General features: G+C 65.3%; 23 protein-coding genes and 1 pseudogene. 12 read left to right on the top strand and 12 right to left on the bottom strand.

Features of this window, described 5'->3' with window-relative positions; translation table 11 throughout:
• A complete protein-coding gene (gene ptsP / locus QK290_RS08580) occupies window positions 1-1,686 on the bottom strand; it encodes a phosphoenolpyruvate--protein phosphotransferase (protein ID WP_282330263.1) in 1,686 nt (561 codons plus the stop codon).
• A gap of 161 nt (window positions 1,687-1,847) precedes the next feature.
• Between ptsP and QK290_RS08575 the strand changes: the two genes are divergently transcribed.
• From QK290_RS08575 to QK290_RS08565, 3 genes are read left to right on the top strand one after another with little or no spacing between them, the layout of a single operon-like run.
• Window positions 1,848-2,576, top strand: coding sequence for a TetR/AcrR family transcriptional regulator (locus tag QK290_RS08575; protein WP_282330262.1), 729 nt, complete (start codon window positions 1,848-1,850; stop codon window positions 2,574-2,576).
• Window positions 2,577-2,625: 49 nt separating this feature from the next.
• Complete coding sequence (locus tag QK290_RS08570; protein WP_282330260.1) at window positions 2,626-4,677, top strand: PTS mannitol transporter subunit IICBA; 2,052 nt, start codon at window positions 2,626-2,628, stop codon at window positions 4,675-4,677.
• Window positions 4,677-5,840, top strand: a complete 1,164-nt coding sequence (locus tag QK290_RS08565; protein ID WP_282330259.1) for a mannitol-1-phosphate 5-dehydrogenase — start codon at window positions 4,677-4,679, stop codon at window positions 5,838-5,840. The genes QK290_RS08570 and QK290_RS08565 overlap by 1 nt, the downstream gene beginning before the upstream one ends.
• A 109-nt stretch (window positions 5,841-5,949) precedes the next feature.
• On the opposite strand, the gene QK290_RS08560 is transcribed toward QK290_RS08565, so the two are convergent.
• Window positions 5,950-6,228 carry a hypothetical protein gene (locus tag QK290_RS08560; RefSeq protein ID WP_282330258.1) on the bottom strand — a complete coding sequence of 93 codons (279 nt, stop codon included), beginning with the start codon at window positions 6,226-6,228 and terminating at the stop codon, window positions 5,950-5,952.
• 96 nt (window positions 6,229-6,324) lie between these two features.
• On the opposite strand from QK290_RS08560, the gene QK290_RS08555 reads away from it, so the two are divergent.
• Complete coding sequence (locus QK290_RS08555; protein WP_282330257.1) at window positions 6,325-6,846, top strand: GNAT family N-acetyltransferase; 522 nt, start codon at window positions 6,325-6,327, stop codon at window positions 6,844-6,846.
• A gap of 10 nt (window positions 6,847-6,856) precedes the next feature.
• On the opposite strand, the pseudogene QK290_RS08550 reads toward QK290_RS08555, so the two are convergent.
• The 3 genes and pseudogenes from QK290_RS08550 to rraA form a co-directional block, all read right to left on the bottom strand.
• A pseudogene (locus QK290_RS08550) lies at window positions 6,857-8,126 on the bottom strand (MFS transporter).
• Window positions 8,127-8,170: 44 nt separating this feature from the next.
• Complete coding sequence (locus QK290_RS08545; protein ID WP_282330256.1) at window positions 8,171-9,820, bottom strand: MDR family MFS transporter; 1,650 nt, start codon at window positions 9,818-9,820, stop codon at window positions 8,171-8,173.
• Between the two features lie 128 nt (window positions 9,821-9,948).
• A complete protein-coding gene (gene rraA, locus QK290_RS08540; RefSeq protein ID WP_282330255.1) occupies window positions 9,949-10,446 on the bottom strand; it encodes a ribonuclease E activity regulator RraA in 498 nt (165 codons plus the stop codon).
• Between the two features lie 140 nt (window positions 10,447-10,586).
• Here rraA and QK290_RS08535 point away from each other — a divergent pair, with 140 nt between their 5' ends.
• The 5 genes from QK290_RS08535 to QK290_RS08515 all read left to right on the top strand — a co-directional run bounded on the left by QK290_RS08535 (window position 10,587) and on the right by QK290_RS08515 (window position 15,716).
• On the top strand, window positions 10,587-11,891 hold the full coding sequence (locus QK290_RS08535) for an MFS transporter (RefSeq protein WP_282330254.1): 1,305 nt from the start codon (window positions 10,587-10,589) through the stop codon (window positions 11,889-11,891).
• A gap of 102 nt (window positions 11,892-11,993) precedes the next feature.
• Window positions 11,994-12,602 carry a TetR/AcrR family transcriptional regulator gene (locus QK290_RS08530; protein ID WP_282330253.1) on the top strand — a complete coding sequence of 203 codons (609 nt, stop codon included), beginning with the start codon at window positions 11,994-11,996 and terminating at the stop codon, window positions 12,600-12,602.
• Between the two features lie 292 nt (window positions 12,603-12,894).
• Complete coding sequence (locus QK290_RS08525; RefSeq protein ID WP_282330252.1) at window positions 12,895-14,094, top strand: NADP-dependent malic enzyme; 1,200 nt, start codon at window positions 12,895-12,897, stop codon at window positions 14,092-14,094.
• Between the two features lie 120 nt (window positions 14,095-14,214).
• A complete protein-coding gene (locus tag QK290_RS08520; protein ID WP_282330251.1) occupies window positions 14,215-14,715 on the top strand; it encodes a DUF456 domain-containing protein in 501 nt (166 codons plus the stop codon).
• Window positions 14,716-14,750: 35 nt separating this feature from the next.
• Complete coding sequence (locus QK290_RS08515) at window positions 14,751-15,716, top strand: hypothetical protein (protein WP_282330250.1); 966 nt, start codon at window positions 14,751-14,753, stop codon at window positions 15,714-15,716.
• A gap of 3 nt (window positions 15,717-15,719) precedes the next feature.
• Here QK290_RS08515 and QK290_RS08510 read toward each other — a convergent pair whose 3' ends face one another.
• Complete coding sequence (locus QK290_RS08510) at window positions 15,720-16,373, bottom strand: LysE family translocator (RefSeq protein ID WP_282330249.1); 654 nt, start codon at window positions 16,371-16,373, stop codon at window positions 15,720-15,722.
• 105 nt (window positions 16,374-16,478) lie between these two features.
• On the opposite strand from QK290_RS08510, the gene QK290_RS08505 reads away from it, so the two are divergent.
• On the top strand, window positions 16,479-16,934 hold the full coding sequence (locus tag QK290_RS08505) for an Lrp/AsnC family transcriptional regulator (RefSeq protein WP_282330248.1): 456 nt from the start codon (window positions 16,479-16,481) through the stop codon (window positions 16,932-16,934).
• A 38-nt stretch (window positions 16,935-16,972) separates the two neighbouring features.
• Here the strand turns inward: QK290_RS08505 and QK290_RS08500 are convergent, their stop codons facing one another.
• From QK290_RS08500 to QK290_RS08490, 3 genes are all read right to left on the bottom strand, one after another.
• Entirely contained in the window at window positions 16,973-17,485 is a 513-nt protein-coding gene (locus QK290_RS08500) for a hypothetical protein (RefSeq protein ID WP_348994659.1), read from the bottom strand.
• 137 nt (window positions 17,486-17,622) lie between these two features.
• Window positions 17,623-19,110, bottom strand: coding sequence for a WXG100 family type VII secretion target (locus QK290_RS08495; protein ID WP_282330246.1), 1,488 nt, complete (start codon window positions 19,108-19,110; stop codon window positions 17,623-17,625).
• A gap of 107 nt (window positions 19,111-19,217) precedes the next feature.
• Window positions 19,218-19,676: an Lrp/AsnC family transcriptional regulator gene (locus QK290_RS08490; RefSeq protein WP_282330245.1), complete on the bottom strand. Its 459-nt coding sequence runs from the start codon at window positions 19,674-19,676 to the stop codon at window positions 19,218-19,220.
• A gap of 326 nt (window positions 19,677-20,002) precedes the next feature.
• On the opposite strand from QK290_RS08490, the gene gluQRS reads away from it, so the two are divergent.
• Window positions 20,003-20,920 (top strand): tRNA glutamyl-Q(34) synthetase GluQRS, encoded by a 918-nt coding sequence (gluQRS, locus tag QK290_RS08485; RefSeq protein WP_282330244.1) that lies wholly within the window; start codon window positions 20,003-20,005, stop codon window positions 20,918-20,920.
• Between the two features lie 9 nt (window positions 20,921-20,929).
• Window positions 20,930-21,541, top strand: a complete 612-nt coding sequence (locus QK290_RS08480) for a bifunctional (p)ppGpp synthetase/guanosine-3',5'-bis(diphosphate) 3'-pyrophosphohydrolase (protein ID WP_185261923.1) — start codon at window positions 20,930-20,932, stop codon at window positions 21,539-21,541.
• 70 nt (window positions 21,542-21,611) lie between these two features.
• On the opposite strand, the gene QK290_RS08475 is transcribed toward QK290_RS08480, so the two are convergent.
• The 3 genes from QK290_RS08475 to QK290_RS08465 all read right to left on the bottom strand — a co-directional run bounded on the left by QK290_RS08475 (window position 21,612) and on the right by QK290_RS08465 (window position 23,878).
• Window positions 21,612-22,928: a GNAT family N-acetyltransferase gene (locus tag QK290_RS08475; RefSeq protein ID WP_282330243.1), complete on the bottom strand. Its 1,317-nt coding sequence runs from the start codon at window positions 22,926-22,928 to the stop codon at window positions 21,612-21,614.
• Window positions 22,929-23,057: 129 nt separating this feature from the next.
• The gene (locus QK290_RS08470) at window positions 23,058-23,546 is read right to left on the bottom strand and encodes a universal stress protein (protein WP_282330242.1); all 489 of its coding nucleotides are present in this window, start codon (window positions 23,544-23,546) and stop codon (window positions 23,058-23,060) included.
• 95 nt (window positions 23,547-23,641) lie between these two features.
• Window positions 23,642-23,878 carry an SCO4226 family nickel-binding protein gene (locus QK290_RS08465; RefSeq protein WP_282330363.1) on the bottom strand — a complete coding sequence of 79 codons (237 nt, stop codon included), beginning with the start codon at window positions 23,876-23,878 and terminating at the stop codon, window positions 23,642-23,644.
• Window positions 23,879-24,131: the final 253 nt, after the last annotated feature.

Raw genomic sequence — 24,131 nt, 5'->3', positions numbered from 1 at the left:
TTAGAGGCCGAGCTCTTCGAGGACGGGCAGCTTTTCCCGTACCCAGGCCTTGGCTTCGGTGGCGCTGGGCGCGGAGAGGGCCAGCTTGGCCAGCTGCTGCGCCTCTGCCAGCGTGACGGTCTTCAGTACCGCGGCGACAGCGGCCAGGGACCGCGCGGTCATGGACAGCGTGTTGACGCCCAGCCCCGTAAGTACGACGGCGAGGGCCGGGTCAGCGGCCGCCTCACCGCATACGCCCACGGGCTTGTTGTGGCCTTCCGCGCGGGAGCCCTCCACTGTCAATCCCACCAAACGCAGCACGGCCGGCTGCCAGGGCGTGTTGAGGTTGGCCAGGGGGCCCAGCTGGCGGTCGGCCGCCATGGCGTACTGGGTGAGGTCGTTGGTGCCCAGGCTTGCGAAGCCCACCTCGCGCAGGATGGCCTCGGCGGTGAGCGCGGCGGAGGGGACTTCGACCATCACGCCGGGCGTCTTGATGCCGGCGTCGGCGCACATTGAGGCGAAGCGGGCCGCCTCTTCCGCCGTCGAGATCATGGGGGCCATGACCCACACGTCCGCTTCGGACTGCTTCTCGGCCAGGGCGATCGCTTCCAGCTGGCGGTCCAGCACGCCCGGTGTGGTGAAGTCCGTGCGGTAGCCGCGGACGCCCAAGGCCGGATTGGGCTCCGTGGAGTCGGTCAGGAATGGAAGCGGCTTGTCGGCGCCGGCGTCGAGCGTTCGCAGAACCACTTTCTTTCCTGGGAACGCATCAAAAACGCTTTTGTAGGCGGCGGCCTGTTCCTCAACGCTGGGCTCGGAGTCCCGTTCGAGGAAGCAGAATTCGGTGCGGAAAAGGCCCACGCCCTGGGCGCCCAGCTTGGCGGCCGCCTCGGCGTCCTTGCCGCCGCCAACGTTGGCGAGCAGCGGCACCAGGTGGCCGTCCGCCGTCGTGCCCGTGCCGCTGAATTCGGCCAGCAGGGAAGCCGTGGCCGCCCATGCTTCCGCTGCGGCACGCAGTGATTCGTCGGGCTCAGCCGTGATGGTTCCGGCCGCGCCGTCAACATAGACGTCCGTGCCGTCCGGGAGTTCGTCCACGCCTACGGCTGCCACCACGGCAGGCAGGCCAAGGGAACGGGCGATGATGGCGGTGTGGGACTGGGGGCCGCCGCCCGCTGTAACGAGTGCCAGCACTTTGTTCGGGTCCAGGGTGGCGGTGTCCGCCGGTGCCAGGTCTTCGGCGACGAGGATGAATGGCGTGCTGGAGGTAGGGATGCCGGGCGCGGGCACGCCGCGCAGCTCGGCGACGATCCGGGCGCGCACATCCAGGACGTCGGTGGCGCGTTCGGCCATGTAACCGCCCAGGTTGTGCAGCATTTCAGCAACGGAGGAACCGGATTCCCAGATGGCGCGCTCGCTCGAGAGTCCGCGGGCAACGAGCTTGGCCGCACCCTTTATCAGCATGGTGTCCTTGGCCATCAGTGCCGTGGCTTCCAGGACTGCTTTGCCGTCTCCGGATGCGTGGGCGGCCCGGGCCTTAAGTTCGTCGTGGACGGCCTGCGAGGCTGCCTTGAGAGCGGCAGTGGCCTCCTCGGCGGAGGTACCGCCGGCCAGCTGCTCGCCTGCGGGGGGTTCGCTGATCGGTTTGGGCATTTGCCGGATGGTCCCGATGATGCGGCCGGGGCTGACGCCAACTCCTGGGAAGTTCTGCACTGAAGGTCCTCATTCTCTGCCGGTAGACAGGCCCGCCTAGGATCTCCCGGCGCCATGCCGGGGCCGCCGCGACCACTATGTGCGAGTGCGGGAACGTGCCTGAAAAAAATTATATGTGATTCAGTTCATATAGCAATGCTATAGGTGATAGGGTAGCGGCTATGAGTTTGGATGGCCAGCTTCCCCCCAAAATGCGGCTATTGCATGCAGCCGCCGAGTTGCTGGCAAAATCCGCCGGAGCATCCGTGTCCACCCGTCAGATCACGCAGCTGGCAGGGTTAACGGCGCCCACCCTGTACCACCACTTCGGTGACAAGGAAGGCCTTTTCGACGCCGTTGTCACCGCAGGCTTTGAGGAGTATGTCGCGGGCGAAAGAGATTTCGCCCCGTCCGGAAATCCATTGGAGGATATCCGGAGGATGTGGGACAACCACGTCCAGTTCGGACTTAAGCAGCCGGAACTGTACCTGGTGATGTTCGGCAATCTCCGCCCCGAAAGCCGCCCCGCCATCGTCGCCGATGCCGAGTCGCTGATGGAGGAAATGCTGAACAAGGCTGCGGCAGCGGGCCAGCTAAATGTCCAGCCGCGGGAAGCGGCCAGGTCTATCCTGGCCGCCAACGTGGGGGTGACGCTCATGCTGATTGCGGAGCCCGCCGCCGAACGTAACCTCGAACTGTCCACCATGACCCGGGACGCCATGATCTTTGCCGTGTCCCCGGCACAAGCCGAAGGGGCGGCCACGGAAGACTCCGCAAGGTCCTCCGTGGTGGTGGCAGCGATTGCCCTGAATGCCGCGCTTCAGGCATCGCACTCCGACCAGCTCTCCAGCTCGGAACTCAAACTTTTCCTCGAATGGCTCCACCGGATCTCTACCAGCACGTCGTCGTAAGTATCGAATCCAGCCTGCACAGCCGCAGGAATGACGGTTAGGAAAGCACATGGCAACAGAGACAGTTGCAAAGCCCCGCACCAGCGTGCGGGTCGGCGTCCAGAAGTTCGGGACGTTCCTGTCCGGCATGATTATGCCCAACATTGGCGCGTTCATCGCGTGGGGGCTCATCACAGCCCTCTTTATTGAGAAGGGCTGGATCCCGGTCCCGGCCCTGGGCGGCTTCGGCACCAACGCCGAAGGAGTTCCCTATGTAGGCCTGGTTGGACCTATGATCACCTACCTGCTGCCACTCCTGATCGGCTACACCGGCGGCAAAATGGTCTACGACGTCCGCGGCGGCGTGGTGGGCGCCATCGGTACCATGGGCGTCATTGTGGGCGCCGGCATCCCGATGTTCATCGGCGCCATGATCATGGGTCCCCTCGGCGGCTGGACGATGAAGAAGATCGACCTCCTGTGGGAGGGCAAGATCCGCCCGGGCTTCGAAATGCTCGTGAACAACTTCTCCGCCGGTATCTGGGGCGCGCTGCTGGCGATGCTGGGCTTCTACGGCATCTCGCCGCTGGTCCAGGCTTTCAGCACCGGTGCCGGGAACGTGGTCCAGTTCCTGGTCAACAACGGCCTCCTGCCGCTTACCAGCATTTTCATTGAACCTGCCAAGGTGCTGTTCCTGAACAACGCCATCAACCACGGCGTGCTGACTCCGCTGGGCATCCAGCAATCACTTGAACAGGGCAAGTCCATCCTCTTCCTGCTCGAGGCGAACCCCGGCCCGGGCCTTGGCATCCTGCTGGCGTACATGTTCTTCGGCCGCGGCCTTGCCAAGGGCTCTGCCCCTGGCGCCGCGATCATCCACTTCTTCGGTGGCATCCACGAAATCTACTTCCCGTACGTCCTGATGCGCCCGCTGCTGATCCTGGCCGCGATCGCTGGCGGCATGACGGGTATTGCCACCTTGGCCGTCACCGGCTCCGGACTCGTTGCTCCGGCCGCGCCTGGCTCCATCATCGCCGTGCTCGCCCAAACGTCCCGGGACAGCTACGTAGGGGTGATCCTCGCGGTGTTGCTCGCCACCGCGGTGTCGTTCCTGGTCGCCTCGGTGATCCTGAAAACCACAAAGCACAGCGACGAGGCGGACCTGGGCGACGCCACATCCAAGATGGAAGCCATGAAGGGCAAAAAGAGCTCCGTCTCATCCATGCTGACCGGCGGCGGCGCTGGTACAGGGGTGGGCACGGCCGTCCTCGCCGGCCCCATCAAGAACATCGTCTTCGCGTGCGACGCCGGTATGGGCTCCAGTGCCATGGGAGCATCCGTGCTGCGGAACAAGATCAAGGCGGCCGGGTTCCCGGACGTCAAGGTCACCAACGCCGCTATCGCCAACCTCAGCGACACCTACGACGTTGTGATCACCCACCAGGACCTGACCGAGCGAGCCAAGCCCGTCACCTCCAGTGCTGCGCACTTCTCCGTGGATAACTTCATGAACAGCCCGCGGTATGACGAGATTGTGGAGCTGGTCAAGGAGCACAACACCGAAGGCGCAACGCCCGACGACGGTGCTGCTGCCGGCCACGGGGCCCACGTCGCCAGTGCCCCGGTGGACTCGGTACCGGCCGTTGGCAGCGGTACGGCACCAGTCGAGGCTGCGGAGACTGCGGCGCGGTCGGACATCCTGATGGCCGACAGTGTCATCCTCAACGGCACCGCCACCACCCGCGATGCCGCGATCGACGAAGCCGGGCAGCTCCTCCTGGCCCGCGGCGCCGTGGACGAGGGCTACCTCGCGGCCATGCACGAACGCGAGGAATCCGTGTCCACCTACATGGGCAGCTTCCTGGCCATCCCGCATGGCACCAACGCCGCCAAGGACCACATCCTGAAGTCAGCGGTGTCCGTGATCCGCTACCCTAACGGCATCGACTGGGACGGCAAGCAGGTCAAGTTCGTGGTTGGCGTGGCGGGCATCAACAACGAACACCTCCACATCCTGTCCTCCATCGCGAAGGTCTTCACCAACAATGCCCAGGTGGCCCAGCTGGAAGCGGCCACGTCCGTTGAGGAAGTCCTGGAATTGTTCGGAAAGGTGAACGCATAGTGAAGGCAGTACATTTCGGAGCCGGGAACATCGGCCGCGGCTTTGTGGGGCTGCTGCTGCACCAGGCCGGTTATGAGGTGGTGTTCGCGGATGTAGCGGACGCGCTCATAGTCCAGCTGGCGGCAGCGGACAGCTACAACGTCCACGAGGTTGGGGAGAACCCCACCGTCCGGACGGTGGACAACTTCCGCGCGCTGAACTCCGGCACGCAGGAAGCGGAGCTGGTGCGGGAAATCGCGACGGCGGATATCGTCACCACTGCCGTGGGGCCGCACATCCTGAAGTTCGTGGCACCCGCCATCGCCAAGGGCATCGCGGCGCGGGCTGCCGGGCTGGCTCCGCTGCAGGTCATGGCCTGCGAGAACGCCATCAACGCCACGGACATCCTGCGGGCCGAAGTGGCCGCGCTCTGGGATGACGCCGCCGGCCCCCTGGATTCCCTTGCGGTGTTTGCGAACACCGCCGTGGACCGGATTGTGCCCAATCAGGAGCCGGGGCAGGGCCTGGACGTCACCGTGGAGACGTTCTACGAGTGGGTCATCGACAGGACCGCATTCGGCGATGCTGCGCCGGTTATCCCGGGCGCAACGTTTGTGAACGAGCTCTCGCCGTACATCGAGCGGAAGCTTTTTACCGTGAACACCGGGCACGCCTCGGCAGCGTACTTTGGGTTCGAGGCAGGCCTGGAGAAACTCTCCGACGCCATGGCGGACCAGGACGTTGCGGAAGACGTCCGGGCCGTCCTGGAGGAGACCAAGCAGCTCCTCGTGGCCAAGCACGGCTTCAACAATGACGAGCAGGAAGCCTACGTCCAGAAGATCCTGGTCCGGTTCTCCAACCCGCACCTGCCGGACACCGTGAACCGGGTGGGCCGCGCCCCGATGCGCAAGCTCAGCCGGCATGAACGGTTCATCGGCCCCGCGGCTGAACTGGCCGAACGCGGGATCGTGCCCGAGGCGCTCCTGGGTGCCATCGCCGCGGCCCTGCGCTTCAGCGACCCCGCGGACGCCGAGGCCACCGAGCTCGCCCAGATCCTGGCGTCCTCAACGCCGGCAGACGCCACAGCCCGGATCACTGGACTTGCTCCGGAGCACCCGCTGTTCGCAGCCGTGTCCACGCTGGTGGAAGAACGACAGGCTGAAGGGGCCAAGGCGCCCGCCTAAACGCTCTCTCACTTCCGGCGGGTTTTTCGGAAACCCTCTCGCAATCACGACGCCGGCACTCACCTGAGTGCCGGCGTCGTGCATTACCTGTTTTGGTGACCCGCGCGCATCAGGAGTCCGTCTTCGTCGCCAGGGCAAGCACACCGTCCATATAGCGCATGACCAGTGAGGCGGCTATCAACGCGGCGGAAAACGGCAGGAAAAACAGCGTGACCAGCTGGAAGACTATTTGCAGGACCATGCTTAGCGCCTGTGAGTAGGCCGGCCCGAACAGCAGGGTCTGCATGATCTGCGGTGCAAGGATGATCGAGACGGCGCCGACGGCGCCCACAATAATTCCTGTCCGCAGAGTTGTTGCCGGTAAGCGTGAGACCGTGTGCTGATCCATTCCAGGCCTTCCCCCATATGACTGTTGTTCCGTGTTGGCCAGCCAAGCACGGGCCCGCGTGGATCACAAGAAACGTGGCTGTGGAATGCTGGGGAGATGACCACAAACCCCGGCGCTCTGACCCCCTTGCTGACTGCCGACGTCGACGGCGAGACCTTCCGCCTCAGGCGCGCCGTGTCCGCGGATCTGCCCGCCATCGTGGCACTGCTGGCGGACGATTCCCTGGGCGCCGCCCGCGAACTGGCCCTCGACATGGCGCCCTACGAGCGGGCTTTTGAAGCGATCGACGCCGACCCGTGCCACTTGCTCGTGGTGGGTGAGTACGTACCGGTTGGGGCAGCGAACGGCCCCGTGGCAGCCACCTTCCAGCTGAGTTTCCTGCCTGGCATCTCGCGGCAGGGCTCCTGGCGCTCGCAGATAGAGGCGGTCCGCGTGGCGGGCAGCCTTCGTGGCCATGGCCTGGGAAACCTGATGGTGGGGTGGGCGATTGACGAATCCAGGCGCCGCGGCTGCACGCTGATGCAGCTGACCACCCACAAGACGCGGACGGCCGCCCACCGCTTCTACGAGCGGCTTGGCTTTGATGCCAGCCATGAGGGCATGAAGCTCACTCTCTGACCCCCGGGCGTTATGCCCTCTTTGAACCCTTGGGCACAAACAGCGTCTCGGCCTGTTCCAGGGACATGCCGTTGGTCTCCGGCACCTTGAACATGACAAAGAAGAACGACGCCGCCGCGAACAGTGCGTACATGGCGTAGGTCAAGGGCAGGGACGCAGCGGCCATCACCGGGAAGCTGAGTGTGATGGCAAAGTTGGCCACCCACTGCGCGGCCGCGGCCAGGCCCAGGGCACGGGCACGGATCCGGGACGGGAAGATCTCGCCAAGGAGGACCCAGACCAGCGGGCCCCAGGACGCGCCGAAGCTGACCACAAAGATGTTGGCCGCTACGAGGGCCACCGGACCCCAGGCGCCCGGCAGTGAGATCTCTGAGCCTGAGCCAACGGCGGCGGAGAACGCCAGCGCCATGGTGCCCAGTGAAACCGCCATGCCGATGGAACCGGCCAGGAGAATGGGGCGGCGGCCGATCCGGTCCACCAGGGCGATGGCCACAAGCGTGACCAGGATGTTGGTGATGGAGGTTGCCACCGAGATGGTGAGCGAGTCCTTCTCCTCGAAACCGACGGCCTTCCACAGCGTGGTGGAGTAGTAGAAGATCACGTTGATGCCGACGAACTGCTGCAGGACGGAGAGGATGATGCCCACCCAGACCACTGCCTGCAAGCCGAAAGTCTTGCCGCGGAGCGAGCCTTTCTGGCCGGACAGCTTGTCTTCTTCGATGGCGTCCTGGATCTCGCGGATGTGCCGGTCGGTGTCCCCGGACGGGGCAATGGAGTCGAAGACCTTGCGGGCTTCGTCTTCCTTGCCCTGGAACACCAGGAACCGCGGGGATTCCGGGAGCGTGTAGGCGATCCAGCCGTAGACCACGGCAGGAACCGCTGCGGCGAGGAACATCCAGCGCCAGGCCTCCAGGCCCAGCCAGAACGGCTGGTCCGCGCCGCCGGCGGTGGTGGCGAAGAGTGCGTCGGACAGGAGCGCCGGTTCCGATGGCGCTGACCAGGAACAGCAGCGCGCCGAGCTTCATGGCGGGGATGCGGCCGTAGCGGTCGGCAACTTTTCCGGCCAGGAACGCGCCCGCCGCGCAGCCCAGCAGGGCGATGGCCACGGCGAAGCCGGTGACAGCCTCGGAGAGCGCGAACTCATCCTTGATGGCATCCACTGCACCGTTCACCACGGAGGAGTCGAAGCCGAATAGGAAGCCGCCTACCGCGCCTGCGAGGGCCAGCCAGATCACCCGCTGCGGGATCTTGGCGGTTGTCTGCTCCTTGGCGGTGGGCATGCTGCTCCCTGGGTGTGGGGGTCGGGTGTTCCGGAACAGGGCAGTCAGTGCGCCGGGACGGACTCCTTGGCCACCTTCGGGTCCGTCAGCTTCTTGTTCGGCAGGGCGAAGCTGATCAGGAACGCGATCCCGGTGAGAACGGCCGCGGTGATCATCACGGTGTCGATCGCGTACGCGAAGCCTTCCGTAATGGGCCGCGTGAGCACGCTGTTGGCGGAGTGCAGCCAGCTGGTGTCATTGAGTGATTCGTTCGATGCCCCGTTCTGGAAGAACTCGTAGAGCTTGGCGTTGGCCGGGTCCGCCGCGACGGCCGGGTCGCGCAGCACGGCCTGGTAGTCGGAGCTGGCCACGGCTGACTTCATGGTGTCGGCGATCCGGCTTGCGGCCAGGCTGAACAGCATGGAGATGAACACGGCCGTGCCCACCGCACCGCCCATGGAGCGGAAGAACGCGGCGGAGGACGTGCCCACGCCCATGTCCTTTGGGGGGACGGAGACCTGCATGGCCAGGGTGAGCGGCTGCATGCAGAACCCCAGGCCCATGCCGAAGAACACGGCGATCACGCCGGGAACCCACAAGCCCGTGTCCACGCCCAGGGACAGGCCCATGGTCAGGGCGGCGGCGGTGAGGATCCCCGTACCCACGATCGGGAAGATCCGGTACGTGCCCGACGCCGAAATGGTACGGCCTGCCGTGATGGAACCGGTCAGGATGCCCAGGGTGAAGGTGATCATCATCAGGCCGGCTTCGGTGGGTGTGAGGCCCTTGACCAGCTGCAGGTACATGGGCAGCATGGCGATGGCGCCGAACATGCCGATGCCGATGATGAAGTTCAGCAGCGAGGACAGGCCGAAGGTAGCGTTCCTGAAGAGCCGGAGAGGGATCAGGGCGTAGTCCCCGGCGCGCTTTTCAGCCAGCAGGAACCAGATGATGCCCACAGCGCCGAGGCCATAGCAGAGGAAGGAGTTCAGCGACGTAAAGCCCCAGCTGCGGCCCTGTTCCGCCACCAGCAGCAGCGGGACGATGGCGAGCGTGATGGCGGCTGCACCGAAGTAGTCGATCTTCTGCTTCACGTGCTTGGCCGGCAGGTGCAGGAACATAAACACCACGGTCAGAGCTGCCAGGCCGATGGGCAGGTTGATGAAGAACACCCAGCGCCAGCCGTCAAAGCCGAGGATGTTGGCGGACCCTGCAAACGCGCCGCCCACTACGGGGCCGAGCACGGATGAGATGCCGAACACCGACATAAAGTAGCCCTGGTACTTGGCCCGGTCCTTGAGGGACACGATGTCCCCGATGATGGTCAGCGCGAGGGCCAGCAGGCCGCCGGCGCCCAGACCCTGGACGCCGCGGGCGATGGCCAGTTCCGTCATGGAATGCACTGAACCGGCGTAGAGCGAGCCGGCCAGGAAAATGACGATGGCGATCAGGTACAGCGGACGGCGGCCGAAAATATCGCTCAGCTTGCCGTACAGCGGCGTGCTGACGGTAGAGGTGATGAGGTAGGCAGTGGTGGCCCACGCCTGCAGGGACAGCCCGTCGAGGTCGTTGGCGATGGTGTAGATGGAAGTGGACACAATGGTCTGGTCCAGCGATGCCAGGAACATGCCCAGCATGAGCCCCACCATCACGGTGACGATCTGACGCTGTGTCAGGGTTTCGCCGGCGGCACGCACAGCGGTTGTTTTGGACATGGCTTCTCCAGGAAAGAAAGGGATCACGCTTGATAGTTGCTTTCAGTAACTATATAAGTCACCGCTTCATTCCCGCTGCCAGATATTTCTTTTCAAGCCCGCCCCACCCCCGCAGCCGGGGGACCCAATCAGCGCTCCACGAGGATGCCGTCCGGATCGCACCAGACGGTGACGCCGGGACGGAACGTCACGCCGTCGAGCACTAGATCCACGTCAACCTCTCCGGCGCCGGCCTTGGCGCTCTTGCGCGGGTTGCTGCCCAGCGCCTTGACGCCAAGATCCAGTTGGGCGATCGCCTCGCGGTCGCGGATGGCGCCGTTAATGACGACGCCGGCCCAGCCGTTCGCCACGGCGCTCTCGGCGATCATGTCCCCCATCAGGGCCGTGCCCAGCGAACCGCCGCCGTCCACCACCAGCACCGCGCCATTGCCGGGGGTGGCCAGCGTGGACTTGACCAGGGCGTTGTCCTGGAAGCAGCGGATGGTCCGCACCGGGCCGCTGAAGTGTGAACGGCCGCCGAAGGACTGGAACTGGAGTGAGACGGACGCCAGCTCCTCGCCGCGCTCGTCGTACAGATCGGCGGTGTTGACGGGGCTGGTGGTGTTGCCTGCAGCAGATGCGGTCATTGGATCTCCAGGTGTTTGGTGTTGTGGTGCGCTCCGCGCTGTCCTGCGCGATAAAAGACGCGCTCCGTATGACAAGCGGGGCGATGCAGCCCACGATAGTCTGATTTTCAGAATCACCAACCGTTCCAGGGGGAACCAGCATGAGCCTGTCCGACACACCCGCAGCGCCGGATCCCAGCGCTGCGTCGGTTCCCGGAGCGGGCCCGGAAAGCTCGACGGCGGCGCTCGCCGAGCCGACGACGAAGGTCACCGCGCGCTGGGTCACCGGGCTGGTGCTGGTCAACGTGGGTATTAACGCCGCCTTCTTCGGCCCCATCAACGTCTTTATCGGCCAGCAGGCCATCGGCATCGACGAAGCCAACAAGGAAGCCATTCTGTCCCTCGTGACAGGGTGCGGCGCTGCGGTGTCGCTGGTGGCCAATCCGCTTTTCGGTGCACTGTCCGACCGGACGGTCTCAGGCTTCGGCCGGCGTGCGCCCTGGGTCCTGGCGGGCGCCATCCTTGCCACCGCCGCCCTGCTGGCGATGTCCGGCGCCACTGCTGTAGCCCTGATGGTCCTGTTCTGGTGCCTGGTCCAGTTGGGCGCCAACGCTGCGTACGCTGCCATCACCGCCGCCGTCCCGGACCGGGTGCCGGTGGCGCAGCGCGGTGGCGTGGGAGGCCTGGCGGCGATGGGCCAGACCGTGGGCATCCTCCTCGGCGCGGTCTTCGGCGCCGTGGTCTCGGGAAATTTCATGGTGGGCTACACCATGTGCGCTGCCGCCCTGCTGTTCTCCGTGGTGCCGTACCTGTTCCACCGGAATGACCCGCCGCTGCCCAAGGAGCTCCGGCCGCCGTTCTCGTGGGGCAGCTTCCTGCGCGGCTTCTGGATCAGCCCGGCCCGCTACCCGGACTTCGCCTGGGCCTGGCTCACCCGCTTCCTGGTCAACGTCTGCAACCAGATGACCATCGTCTACCTGCTCTTTTTCCTCCGGGACGTCCTCAAGCACGAGGACCCGGCCCTGGGCGTCCTGACATTAACCGGCATTTACGCGGTGATGGTGATGATTACCGCGGTGATAGCGGGGCCGTGGAGCGACCGGCTGGGCCGGCGGAAGCCGTTTGTGATCGGGTCCTCCGCCATCATTGCCGTCGCGGGCCTGACAATGGCCTTCTTCCCGGTGTGGACCGGCGCCCTTATTGGAGCCGGCATCCTGGGCGTGGGGTTCGGCGCCTACCTTGCTGTCGACTTCGCGCTGCTGACGCAGGTGCTGCCGCAGGCTGCCGATCGTGGCAAGGATATGGGCGTCATCAACGTCGCCAACTCGCTGCCCCAGGTGTTCGCGCCCGTCCTCGCATTCCTTGCCGTGACGTACTTCGGAGGGTACCTCACGCTGTTCATCACGGCGGCCGTCATCGGCCTGCTGGGAGCCGTATTCGTGGTCAAAATCAAGGGGGTCGACTGATTTCGGCATTTGCCCGTGCCGTATAGTTGAGGCGGACTGCACGCCCGGGGGATGAGGACTCTCCCTGCCGCTGCACCATAAGAACACAACCCCGGAATTCTGATGCCCGAGACACTTTCAGCCCATCCGTCCATGGCCGCCCGGCCCGCCACGCCGCGCCAGCGGCTGCGCTACACGCGCGTCCTTGAAGCCGCCGCAGGGTTTGCCCGCAAGGGGCTGGAGTCCGTGGACCTCGCGGAAATTTCGGAAAAGTCCGGCGTACCGCTGGGAACCGTCTACCGGTATTTCCCCACCGCCAACCATTTGATGCTGTCCCTCTACCGCCAGCAGCTGGACGAGCTCCAGGGCCGCGCCCGTACGTCGGCGGCCAGCTTCGGCGGCAAGGCCCTCACCGGTGTGGTCATGGAAATCTTCCATATGCGGGTGATGCAGCCGGCCGTCGAGCAGTGCCTGAGCCGCTGCGTCTACCTCAAGGACAAGGACACCACGGAACTCCTGCATGAAATCGATGCGCTGAGCGAAACGGCGGTGGCCATCGCCTCCGACGACGCCGTAGCGGCCCGGGTGCTCCTGCTGACTGTCACTGGTCTGGTCCAGTCCGTCCGCAACCGTCGGCTTTCGCTTTTTGAGGCCGAAGAGGACCTCAAAAAGGCCTGCACGCTGCTTGCTCCGGTGGCTGCCGGGGCGCGCGCCGCCCACCGATCCGCGTAACTGGTCTAGACCACGGAACCAATAAATACGTCTTTATTCGGTGACGTGGCTCACAAAAGCGTCTGATTAAACGATTTGGCACGCCTTGGGACCACCCAATGCGCTTTCGGGGGCGTGAGCACTGTTTAGTATTGCAGGACCGGAGTGGCTGGCAACCCGCGCATCTGCAAGGGCTTCACACCGGGCCCGCCATCATTGGGTCCACGAAGCGCCCAACATGACCACCTTGAGCCTCCCTGCGCTTGAGCCCTTACGCGCCGTGCGCCCACGGCTAGCACCAGGAGACAACGACGTGTCCATTGACGTAATCGCACCTACAGACAATTCAGCTGCAACTGCCCTGACTGAGGCCGAGATCTTCGAGGCCCACCAGGGCGGCAAGCTCTCGGTGACCAGCACGGTCCCGCTGTCCAACAAGCGCGACCTTTCCATCGCCTACACCCCCGGTGTGGCCGAGGTCAGCCGAGCCATCCATAACAACCCGGAACTTGCCAAGACCCTCACCTGGGCGCAGCGCCTGGTGGTAGTGGTCAGCGACGGCACCGCGGTGCTGGGCCTGGGCAACATCGGGGCCGCCGCCTCACTGCCCGTGATGGAAGGCAAGTCCGCCCTGTTCAAGACCTTCGGTGAGCTCGATTCCATTCCCCTGGTCCTGAACACCACGGACGTTGACGAGATCGTGGAAACCTTGGTCCGTCTCCGCCCGAGCTTCGGCGCGGTCAATCTTGAGGACATCTCGGCGCCGCGTTGCTTCGAGCTGGAAGAAAAGCTCATCGAAGCCCTGGACTGCCCGGTCATGCACGATGACCAGCACGGCACCGCCGTAGTGGCCCTCGCCGCCCTGACCAACGCCGCCAAGGTCACCGGCCGCGAACTCGCAGACCTCCGCGTAGTGGTTTCCGGCGCCGGAGCCGCCGGCATCGCCGTCGCCGAAATCCTGCTCGCCGCCGGCGTCACGGACGTTGTCCTGCTTGACTCCAAGGGCGTCATCAACCGGGAGCGGGCCGACATCGCCGCCGACCCGCAGAGCAAGAAGTCCCAGATGGCCGAGCGCAGCAACCCCCGCAGTGTCACGGGCGGCCCCGGCGAAGCGCTGCTCGGTGCTGACGTGTTCATCGGGGTTTCCTCCTCGAAGCTGGACGAGGCGCACCTCAAGCTGATGAACGCCGCTTCCATCGTGTTCGCCCTCTCCAACCCGGACCCCGAAGTCCTGCCCGAGGTGGCCGTCAAGTACGCCGCCGTCGTTGCCACCGGCCGCAGCGACTTCCCCAACCAGATCAACAACGTCCTGGCCTTCCCCGGAATCTTCCGCGGTGCGCTGGACGCCGGTGCCCGCCGGATCACGCCCGCCATGAAGCTTGCCGCGGCCCGCGCCATTGCCGAGCTCGCGGAAGCTGACCTCTCGGTGGACTACATCGTGCCCAGCCCGCTGGATCCGCGCGTTGCCCCGGCAGTGACGGCGGCCGTCGCCGCTGCCGTGGAAGCCGAGTAACCACCGCAGCCACACACTGCCGCAACGCCGGACGGCGGTGCCTCCCCGCGCAAGGGGGACGCGCCGCCGTCGGGCGTTAAGCGGCGAGGCCGACCGCCCCGCCGCCCTACACTGGGGCTCATGAACTCCGAAACCGCGGTCAGCATCCTGTGCGGCCTGGCGATCCTGGTCGGGGTGGCGGGCACCATCATCCCCATCCTGCCCGGCAGCTTCCTGATCGGGCTCAGCCTGCTGGCGTGGGCTATCTGGGGCGGCGCCGGGACTACGGGCTGGGTGGTCTTCGCGGTGGGAATGGTGTTTGTGCTTGCTGGCATGGCAGCCAGCGCCGTACTGACCGGACGGAAGCTCAGGCAGCACAGCATCCCAAACCGCAGCGTGGTAGTCGGCCTGGCCGCGGGTGTGGCAGGCATGTTCATCATCCCTGTGGTGGGGCTCTTCGTGGGCTTCGCCGCCGGCCTGCTGCTCAGTGAAGTCCTCCGCACCCGGAACCTCGGCACGGCAACGTCCACCAGCTGGGCCGCCCTCAGAGCGACCGGGCTGGGCATGCTGGTGGAGTTCGGGCTGGCGTGCCTGGCGGCCAGCACCTGGGTGATCGGGATCTGGGTCGCCGCTGCCACATAGCTCGGGCACCTAGGTCTGCCACGTAGCATGGAGAGATGACCGCGGGGGATTCCAGAGGACCGATCTACCGGGACGCCCGTGACCTGACGCCGTTCGGGAGTGCCCGCATGCAGACCCCCGTCCGGGAGCTCGCCGGCAGCGTGGGCGGGCTGATCCACGGTGTGCTGGGCGGCCGGGACGCCGCGCTGATCGCCGTGGACGGCGAGGTCCCCAGGCTCAAGCTGATGCCCGGAAAAGCGGCCAAGGCCGTGCACGATGCCATCTTCAGCAGTAAGGAACCGGAGCGGCTCATCGCCGTGGGCCGTGCATATCCGGGCTGGTCCGGACTATGTTCCGTGATGGCCGGCCTCCTGGCGTACCAGCAAGGCGGCTACCTGCGCGGGTCCGAACTCCTCCAGCGGGGCCTGTCGATCAGGAACGACGACGACGCCAACCAGTACGCGGCCACGTACCTCACGCGGGTGGTCACCCGGGTGGAGGTTGCCGAGCGCATCGAGGTCCCCGTGCTGTTCAGCCAGGAATCGGTCTTCCTGGCCCTGTCGCACTCCCTGCGGGAGACGGGGCAGCTGGAAGCCGCGCTGCAGACGGTGGCCGGGCTGCCGCCGTCGTTGCCTACAGCGCTGGCGCGCTGCGCGCTGGCATTCGCGCTGGGACGCGACAAGGAAGTGGTGATCTGGACCGAGGGCCTACTGAACTCCGACGACCTTTCGGCGGCCCTCCTGTTGCTCCGCGGGCGCGCGTTGCGGCGGCTCGGCGCCCACGCACAAGCGCACGACGCCCTGAAAGAGGTCCTCCGCCGCCGGAAAACGGACGCGGTGCTCCGCAACGACGCCCTCACCGACCGCGCCCTGCTGGTGCTGGACAACGGCCGCAAATCCCTCAACCCGCGGGACTGGCTCCGCGGCCGGCCAGCAGAGCTGGAGACGTTCGAAGTCATCCGCAAGGACGTTGACGAGCGTCGGCTGTGGGAGCAGGAATGGGACAACCTGGACGGGAAATAGGCGTTACGCCTGAGCGGTGAGACCGGCAACCAGGGGAACCAGCTGCTCTGAGAGGAGCCCGACCCCCAGAGCAACCATGATGATACCGCTGGCAAGAGTGACTGTCCGCGCGGCGCCGGGCCGGGACTGCAGGAGTTTGCGGGCCAACAGCGCCACAAAGGTGTAGACGGTTCCGGCCAGCAGGACAAAGGTCAGGCCCAGCAGGCCGGACTGGACAGGGACCGGGAGAGAGGCCTCCTGGCTGACGAACTGCGGCACCAGCGCCACATAGAACAGCAGCCCCTTGGGGTTGATGCCGCTGGTGCCCATGCCCTGAAGGAAAGTGCGCAGCTGGTTGGCGGGCTTCCCGGCGGCGTCTGCTGCACTGAAGGAGGCGCCTCGCCAGGAGCGAAGGGTGCTGATGCCCAACCACAGCAGGTAGCACGCCCCGGCCACCGTAAGCCAGCCCAGAACGCCCGGCAGGCCGGACAGCAGGGCGGCGAGACCTGCCACCATCAGCAGCGTATGCAGGACGTAGCCACCGCAAAGTCCGGCCACGGCCGGGACAAAGCTGCGCTGCCGCAGACCGGCCGTGATGGAGTACGCCCAGTCCACGCCGGGGGTACAGGCGAGGGCGATCGCCACCAGTACGAAGGCGAAAAACAACTGGGGATTCATGGTGGGCTCCTGTCCGATTAGGTACAGGACAAACCTTATGAAGTTTCCGTCCATAAGTGCTTACCCTTTTCGCTCGATTCGAGCCGAAATTGGTAAGATATATGCGTGATTGACCATATCGATAGAAATATATTGCGCCACCTCAAGGAGGATGGCCGGATAACTGCCACGGCCCTGGCCGCGAAGGTCGGGCTCACGGTGGCGCCGTGCCACCGGAGGCTACGGGACCTCGAGACGTCGGGGGTGATCCGCGGGTACAAAGCGGACATCGACCCCGCCGCCGTCGGGCTGGGTTTCGAGGCCATTGTGTTTGTCACTTTGCGCCAGGTGGACCGTTCCACCATGGAGATCTTTGAGAACCGGGTGGCGGACAATCCGAACATCGTGGAGGCGCAGCGGCTCTTCGGCTCCCCGGACTACCTACTGAAGGTCATCGCTGAGGACCTGCCCGGCTACCAGCGCTTCTACGACGCCGAGCTCACGTCACTGCCCGGGGTTGAGCGACTGACCTCCACGCTGGTGATGAAGAACCTGAAGTCCAATGCAGGGCCGCCGGTGTAGCGCACGCTCATCGCGCCGGCCGCCCCACGCCGTCCTGCCTACGCCGCCGGACTGACATGGACGATGATCACTTGGGTGTCCTTGGTGCCGTCGTAGCGGAGGTCGTAGTTCACCTCCAGTCCCGTGGAGGTGCCGGAGGTTATGGAAAAGTCGCTCTTTCGTTCCGGGTCCCGCTCAGCACCGGCGATCCAGCGTTCCGCGGAGTCGGCGTCGACACCGTACCGTTCCACGCCGTCCCGGATGAGCTTAAAATACTCGTTCGGCGAGTCAGCCGTGAGGAAATACGTGACCTCGCTGAAGTCCGGCCGTTTGTCGGTGGTGTTGAATCGGATCCGGTCCGTTTCCCCACTGATCTCGCCGCTTGGGGCAACGATGGTGAATTTGATTTTTCCCGAGTCCCGGGTATTGATTTCGGGCCCGTAGCTGTCTGCAGTGACCCGGACGGCCGCCTTTTGCAGCCGTCCAGAGCTCATATCCAGCCGTGCGGTCCTGGACTCCCGGATAGCGGCCACTCCGGCGGCGTCGAGTGTGGAGAATTCCGAGGTGCTCATGGTGCTCCCTTGAGGGGTCGGGTCGGTGGTGGTGCCGCCAATCTGGCAGCCGGCCAGCGTGAGGCAAGCGGACAGTGCAAGAAGTACGGCGGCGGCCTGCCGCGTCAGGCGCGAGGACGCGGTTGAACAGGCGGACATCACTGGTGCACCTCCGCGCCGAAGCCATCCACAAAGCGGTCCATGATGCCGGGGATGTTGTTGGTTGGCCTGTACTGGTCCACGCGGTCGTTGAAGTCGGAGGCGATGATCTGCTCAGCCCGTGCGGGATCGGTCGCAAGGAGGCCCTGGTAGGCCGGAAGCGTGTCCTGCCGGATGAGTTCCCAGCGCTGGTCGGCGTTGGCGATGTTCCCGTCCGGGAAGCCGGTAGTGAAGTCCGTCCGGAACTGGGTGGGGTTGTCCCAGTTGGTGAACGGCACGTTTTCCGGCCCGGGGCTCTCCACGCTGAAGCTGTAGGGGAAAACCTCCGGGTAGCTCTTAGCCCCGGGAATTGACGGCTCGCCGGCAAGGGTGACCAAGTACGTCACAGCTTCCCCGCCAGGGTGGTTGCGCATGGTGTCGTAGTCGTCCGCGATGATCTCGTTCTGTTCGCGGTACAGCAGGGAGGTGTTTCCTTCCTGGATGAGGCCGGGGTCGCCGGAATCGATGTTGGCCCAGGCCTCCGCAGTTTTGGAATCAATGGCGCCGGAGTCCTGCAGTCGGTTGATCTCTTCGATTCCGCCGTTCATGTAGGCCTCATGCTGGCGGGCCTGGTCGAGGAAGATCTCCTTGTTCATGTCCAGCATGCTGGTTTCGTAATAGCGGATCTCCTCGTCCGTCATCCCGGCGAGCTGTTCGATCTGGTCGAGCATGGGGAGCGGGATGTCCGAGGCCGGATTTTCCGCGATCTGCTGCCCGAGGTCCCGCAACATGGCCATGTCCTTGAAGCCGCCCGCGAAGGACGGGCCGATCATGTTGGCCATGCCTGCCCACTGCAGGTCCGGGTTGGACAGATAGGCCTGGCCATAGAAGTCGTAGACCTTTTTGATGGTCTCCCAGTTGTGTTCCGTGCCCTTGGACGTGTCCCAGCTGGAAGGGTCGATCCCCATGTCCAGCATGGCCTGGTTGTTCCAATAGGAGTTGAGGAAAGCCGCGTATTCTTCGGAGTTCTTGTCGATCAGGCCGGAGCCGGCGGCAGCATCCATGGCGGCTTTGGCGGCCTCAGGGTTGTCCAAGGACCATTGCTTGAATTCGTCGCTGCCGAGATACTCCTGGCGTTCTTCAGGAGTCATGCCGTTCAATCGGTCAGTCAAGTCCCGGGCGGCATCTTCCCCCGAACCGCTGCCGCTGCTCCCGGCTCCGCTGCTTCCGGAGCCCGCCCCGCTGCTGGCCTTTTCCTGCTCGTCGGCGTTGGCAAGCACCGACTTGGCGGCCGATTCCAGCCCTGCCGCTGTGGACTTCAGCAGCAATGAGTGCGACGACGTCCAGTCACTCCGGAAACGTTCGCCGTCCTGCCCTTTCCAGGCGCCGGTGCTGACGGCCCTGCTGAGCTGCTGGCCGAGCAGGCTTAGCCTGTTGGCGCCGCCTGCAAGTTCTTTGGCGAGCTGCCGCAACTGGGCCACGTCGCCGCCATAAAAGTTCCCCGCCATGTCTCTCCCTGAATGGATTCCCGTGCCAGCCTAGCTGCGATGCGTCCTCGCGGGCGATGGGGAGAGCTCCCCGTGCGGAGTTGAGTGCGGGCCTGGAATGACGGAATTCAGTCCTGCAGCAGCCCGGTGGTCCGGTACGGGATGACTTCGCGCAGGAACATGCTGGTGGAGGTGCGGACAATGCCGGGGCAGAGCCGGATCTCCTCGGACACGCGGTAGAGGTCGTCCGGGCTGGTGGCCACCACCCGGATCAGCAGGTCGGTGTCGCCGGCGGGGGCATGGCATTCCAGGACCTCGGGGATCATACGGAGCGCAGCGATCGCTTCGTTGAGGTGGCTCTGGTCCAGTTCGGCGCTGACGGCCGCCGCCACACCCCGGCCCAGGGCGGAGGGGAGTACGCGGCTGCTGTTGGGACGAAGGGCGCCCGACGCCGACATCCTCTCCAGGCGCGACTGGACGGTCCCGCGGGCCAGGCCCAGCCGCTGGGCCAAGACCATGATGGGGACGCGGGGGTCATCGTCGAGGGCGTGGAGGATCCGTTTGTCCGTGGCGTCCAGTTGCTGCAATCTGATCAATTCCTGTCGGGGCGTGTGGCTGCTATTGGTCAGACTGACCAACAAAATTCATGCCGGTTGTGCCAACTGTATGGCGTCTGCTCAAATTGTGGCAACAAGGGCTAAGGCTACCGCCGAATCCCGCAGGCTACAGGAACACCGGCACACCACCCGGCAACTGGACACCGCCTCCCGCAAGGAGGACGCCGCTGATTGACACTTGTTCACACCACGGTCATTCTGCACACACGGCAAGAGCCCCTGAGCCACCGACGTCGGATCCTGCGAAGTCATCGGTAGCTGAGGGGCTCTTGTGCTGTCCGGACTAGGGTTGATCCATGACCCCAGCCGGCCGTTTTGCCCCCAGCCCGTCCGGTGAACTCCATGTTGGGAACCTCCGCACCGCGATGCTCGCCTGGTTGTTTGCCCGGTCCACTGGCCGCGACTTCCTGCTTCGCGTCGAGGACCTTGACCGGGCGCGGGCGGGTGCGGAGGCAGTGCAGCTCCGCGATCTGGAGGCCGTGGGCGTGACGTGGGACGGCGCCGTCGTGCGCCAGGCGGACCGGGCTGCCATCTACGCCGAGGCGATCGGGCGGCTGACTGCTGCAGGGCTCACCTATGAATGCTTCTGCACGCGCCGTGAAATCCAGGAAGCGCCGTCAGCGCCGCACGCGCCGGAGGGCGCCTATCCGGGCACCTGCCGTGACCTCGATCCTGCTGAGCTGGAGTTCAAACGCTCCACACGCCCGGCCGCCATCCGGCTTCGCGCCGGCACAACGGACTACCCCGTGCAGGATCTGCTGCATGGGGAGTTCACCGGCGTGGTGGATGATTTTGTCCTCCGCCGCAACGACGGTGTTACCGCCTACAACCTGGCTGTCGTGGTGGACGACGCCGCGCAGGGCATCGACCAAGTGGTGCGGGGCGATGACCTGCTGCCTTCCACGCCCAGGCAGGCGTATCTAGCACTGCGGTTGAATATTCCTATTCCGGAATATGCGCACGTGCCGATGGTGGTGAATTCCGACGGCGCCCGGCTGGCCAAGCGCGATGGCGCCGTGACGCTGGGCGACCTCTCCCGCGCGGGCGTTTCGGCCGCTGACGTGCGGAACCTCATCCTGCAGTCCCTGGGGCTTCCTTCCGGGACGCTGGAGCAGGCCCTCGCAACGTTCAGGCCGTCAGGGCTGCCGCGGGAACCGTGGGTGTGGAGCGGCCCCACTAGGCCCGCGACCAGACACCTGCAGCCCGGCGCGTAGGCTTAAGCCATGTCGGAACCCGAATTCACTGAAGCCAAACTCCCTCAACCGGGATTCACTGTCGAGACCGCGAAGGTCCTGGCCGAGGTGGCCCACAACCGGCAGAAGGACAAGCTCAAGCGCCCTTACCGTGACCATGTGATTGCGGTAGGTGATGCGCTGGCTGACTTCGACGACGATATCCGGATTGCCGGTTACCTTCATGACATTGCCGAGGACACTCCCATCACACGGCAAGCGCTGCTGGACATGGGCGTTTCCGAGCGGGCAGCGGACATCATCGAGCGGGTCACCAACCGGCTGCATGATAATCCCGATGACTATCAGGCCGGGATGCATTTCATTGCCGAGGACCACGACGCGGCCCTGGTGAAGATCGCGGACAACGCCCACAATTCCCTGCCCGAACGCGTCAGGGCCCTCGCCGCGAAATGGCCGGACAAGCCGCCCGTCACCAAGTACCGGGACGCCCGTCCCGTGCTGTATGCCGCCGTCGACGTCGAGGAAGTCCGGAAGATCCTTGCCCGGGTTAATCCCTGGCTGCTGAAGGAGTTGGACGACAGGCTCGACGACGAAGACGACACGGATTACGAGAACCTGACGTACGACGACGCTCCCTAGGCAACGCGGGGTCACTTTGCGCCCATGCCAGGGCCCAACATGGGCCGTACCTGACCCCGCGTTGCCTAGCTTAGACCCGACCCAGCGAGTCGATGTCCTCTAGGAACAGCTCGTGGACTTCCTGGGTCACGGTGGTCCGGGTATCGCCGATCGCGTCGAGGTAGTCCTGCGTGCAGGGCCCCTTCCGGACCGCCTCGCGGACTGAAACGTTACCGGCCGAAGCCGCACCGCCGTCGTCGTACACGGCCTTTTCCAGCGCCCGCTGGGAGGCACTGCGCGCGGCGTACTCGATGTCCGCGGGGGAGAAGCCCTCGGTCCGTTCCACCAGGAGCTCCACGTCCACATCGTCCACCACGGTGGCCGGGATGAAGCGCTGCCACATGGCTTCGCGGGCCTGGCGGTCCGGGAGGCCGATGGGGATGACGTAGTCGAACCGGCCGTGGCGCAGGAAGGCGGTGTCCAGGGCGCGGATGAAGTTGGTGGCGCACACGAGCAGGCGGCCGGGTTGTTCGCGGAACGCCGGGATGATCTTCAGGAGCTCGTTGGTGACGCCCTGCAGGGGCGACGGCGGTTCACCCGAACGCTGGGAGGCGATTTCCTCCACCTCATCGATGAACACCACGCAGTGCTCCAGCTCCGCGATCTCGAGGAACGTTTCGCGCAGGGCCCCGGCGAGCCCCTTGGGGTCCGAGGCGAGGCGGGAGGGGAAGACCTCCACGAACGGCCACTCGAGCCGGGACGCGATGGCCTTCGCAAACGTGGTCTTGCCGGTCCCGGGAGGGCCGAACAGCACCACGGCGCGTGGCGGCACCACACCGTATTCATCCGCGAGGTCGGCCTCCGCGAGGGGCAGGACGAGCCGGCGCTCCAGGAGTTCCTTTTCTTTGCGCATGCCGGCCACGTTCTCCCACAGGTCGCGGGCCAGGATCCGGCCGCCCAGCTGGCCCAGCGCCCCCAGTTCCTGCCGCTGGACGGGGATGGTCCGCTCGAAATAGCGCAGGTTCTTCTTGAGCGCGAAGCCGCGGCTGAGGAAGGCCTCCACACGGGTTTCCGCTTCCGGCATCAGCGCGGAGAGCTTGTTGAGGCCGTGGGGGGCCATCCGGTTTTCGACGGCGGCGAGCAGCGAGGTGCCGATCCCGCGCCCGCGGTATTCCGGCAGCGTGGCCAGGAAGACGATCCAGCCCTGGTCATGCGCGGCGCGTCCGACGGCGGCGCCCACCACCTGATCACCCTGCACGGCTACTACCGCGTGGTCCTTCTCGCAGGATGCCAACACTTCGGAGAGGGCGTAGACGGGTTCCACATCTGAGTCTTTGAGCGACTCCCAGAGGTGCAGGATCCCGTCCAGGTCTGCTGAATGGAAATCCCTGATGCGCCAGTTGGTCATGCTGTGTCTCCCGGGGGTTCGTCGTTGAACTTTCACAGAGGTCGCGTGTGAAGCGCTCTGCTGAGCATAGGCGATCGCCTCGTGTAGGGGGTTGCGGGAGCGTTGCATTACGCCCGGGCGGATCCGGGGCTACAGCCTCGACGTTTTTTCGCCTTTGGAGCCTTTCCAGAGACGGTGGGGACGGTGGCTTGGGTCCGTATGCACTACGAGGACCGGGCAGGCAGCGTGAGAAACGCATGCTGAGCTCACAGATCCCAGATGCATACCCATGACTCCGCCGTGCCCGCGGCGGCCGACCACCAGCATCGCGGCGTCCGCGCCGGCTTCGACCAGCTTGGCAGGCGCAGAGCCGCGGACCAGCTCCTGGCTGGCGTTCACAGGAAGGTCCGGCCCGAATGCTTTGCCAAGCGCCTCGGCCAGGGTCTTGGCAGCGGCCGCTTCGAAGGCATCAAAGTCCGGCGGAACGTAGCCGGCGTACATCTGCGGAAAGTCCCAGCAAGCCACCGCGTGGATCCGGGCGTCGAGAGCGGGCGCCAGCCGTGCCGCGAAACGCAGCGCCTGCACCGAGGAATCGGAGCCGTCCACCCCGACAACAATTTTGGCTTCCGAAGTGTCCATCAGGGTCCTCCTTGGAGAGTGGAAACCGACGACGGCGGAACAGCGGGTTCCGTGTCCACAGAACCCGGGTGCCGCCGCCGGAGTCTGCTGCCTGATCAGACCTTGATCGGAACGGGGTGTACCTCGTCGGCGGGGTGGCCTGCGCGCTCATGGATTCGCCGTACAGCGTCCGCTGAGGGAGCCTCGGACAGGCAGTAAACCAGGCCCGACTCGGGATCGGCCCAGGCAGATTTGAAGTCAACCTTCTCTTCGCTCTGGATGGCAAGATCGGCGTTATGGGCCTCGCGAAGTGCTTCCTGGGTGATTCCGGTCATATTGCGATGAACATCCATGAATTCCGGCATGAAACTGATGCTCCTTAAACTGGGTTCGCCATTGATACAGCAGGATGTTGCCGACGTTAGACCTGCGCCGGTCAGGCGTCAAGAGGACGGCGGAAGTGACGACGGCGGCACCTGGGTTCCGTGTCTACAGAACCCGGGTGCCGCCGTCGGATGTCACGGCCAGCTGGCCGCTAGGGCACTAGTTCTTGAAGGTCTTCGCGGGCGGGTTGGCGATCACGGGGGCTGTGCCTGTGAATCCGTC

The sequence above is a fragment of the Pseudarthrobacter sp. AL07 genome (assembly GCF_029960665.1).
In the GTDB taxonomy this organism is placed as follows: Bacteria; Actinomycetota; Actinomycetes; order Actinomycetales; family Micrococcaceae; genus Arthrobacter.
Note: the sequence above shows the minus strand (reverse complement) of the source record. Positions and strands in the feature narration are given on the sequence as shown.

Bases quoted from the DNA above. Each gene is read 5' to 3' on its own strand.
- QK290_RS08575 (WP_282330262.1), top strand. From the start codon at position 1,848: ATGAGTTTGGATGGCCAGCTTCCCCCCAAAATGCGGCTATTGCATGCA.
- QK290_RS08570 (WP_282330260.1), top strand. From the start codon at position 2,626: ATGGCAACAGAGACAGTTGCAAAGCCCCGCACCAGCGTGCGGGTCGGC.
- QK290_RS08560 (WP_282330258.1), bottom strand. From the start codon at position 6,228: ATGGATCAGCACACGGTCTCACGCTTACCGGCAACAACTCTGCGGACA.
- QK290_RS08555 (WP_282330257.1), top strand. From the start codon at position 6,325: ATGACCACAAACCCCGGCGCTCTGACCCCCTTGCTGACTGCCGACGTC.
- QK290_RS08545 (WP_282330256.1), bottom strand. From the start codon at position 9,820: ATGTCCAAAACAACCGCTGTGCGTGCCGCCGGCGAAACCCTGACACAG.
- rraA (WP_282330255.1), bottom strand. From the start codon at position 10,446: ATGACCGCATCTGCTGCAGGCAACACCACCAGCCCCGTCAACACCGCC.
- QK290_RS08535 (WP_282330254.1), top strand. From the start codon at position 10,587: ATGAGCCTGTCCGACACACCCGCAGCGCCGGATCCCAGCGCTGCGTCG.
- QK290_RS08530 (WP_282330253.1), top strand. From the start codon at position 11,994: ATGCCCGAGACACTTTCAGCCCATCCGTCCATGGCCGCCCGGCCCGCC.
- QK290_RS08520 (WP_282330251.1), top strand. From the start codon at position 14,215: ATGAACTCCGAAACCGCGGTCAGCATCCTGTGCGGCCTGGCGATCCTG.
- QK290_RS08515 (WP_282330250.1), top strand. From the start codon at position 14,751: ATGACCGCGGGGGATTCCAGAGGACCGATCTACCGGGACGCCCGTGAC.
- QK290_RS08510 (WP_282330249.1), bottom strand. From the start codon at position 16,373: ATGAATCCCCAGTTGTTTTTCGCCTTCGTACTGGTGGCGATCGCCCTC.
- QK290_RS08500 (WP_348994659.1), bottom strand. From the start codon at position 17,485: ATGAGCACCTCGGAATTCTCCACACTCGACGCCGCCGGAGTGGCCGCT.
- QK290_RS08495 (WP_282330246.1), bottom strand. From the start codon at position 19,110: ATGGCGGGGAACTTTTATGGCGGCGACGTGGCCCAGTTGCGGCAGCTC.
- gluQRS (WP_282330244.1), top strand. From the start codon at position 20,003: ATGACCCCAGCCGGCCGTTTTGCCCCCAGCCCGTCCGGTGAACTCCAT.
- QK290_RS08480 (WP_185261923.1), top strand. From the start codon at position 20,930: ATGTCGGAACCCGAATTCACTGAAGCCAAACTCCCTCAACCGGGATTC.
- QK290_RS08475 (WP_282330243.1), bottom strand. From the start codon at position 22,928: ATGACCAACTGGCGCATCAGGGATTTCCATTCAGCAGACCTGGACGGG.
- QK290_RS08470 (WP_282330242.1), bottom strand. From the start codon at position 23,546: ATGGACACTTCGGAAGCCAAAATTGTTGTCGGGGTGGACGGCTCCGAT.
- QK290_RS08465 (WP_282330363.1), bottom strand. From the start codon at position 23,878: ATGGATGTTCATCGCAATATGACCGGAATCACCCAGGAAGCACTTCGC.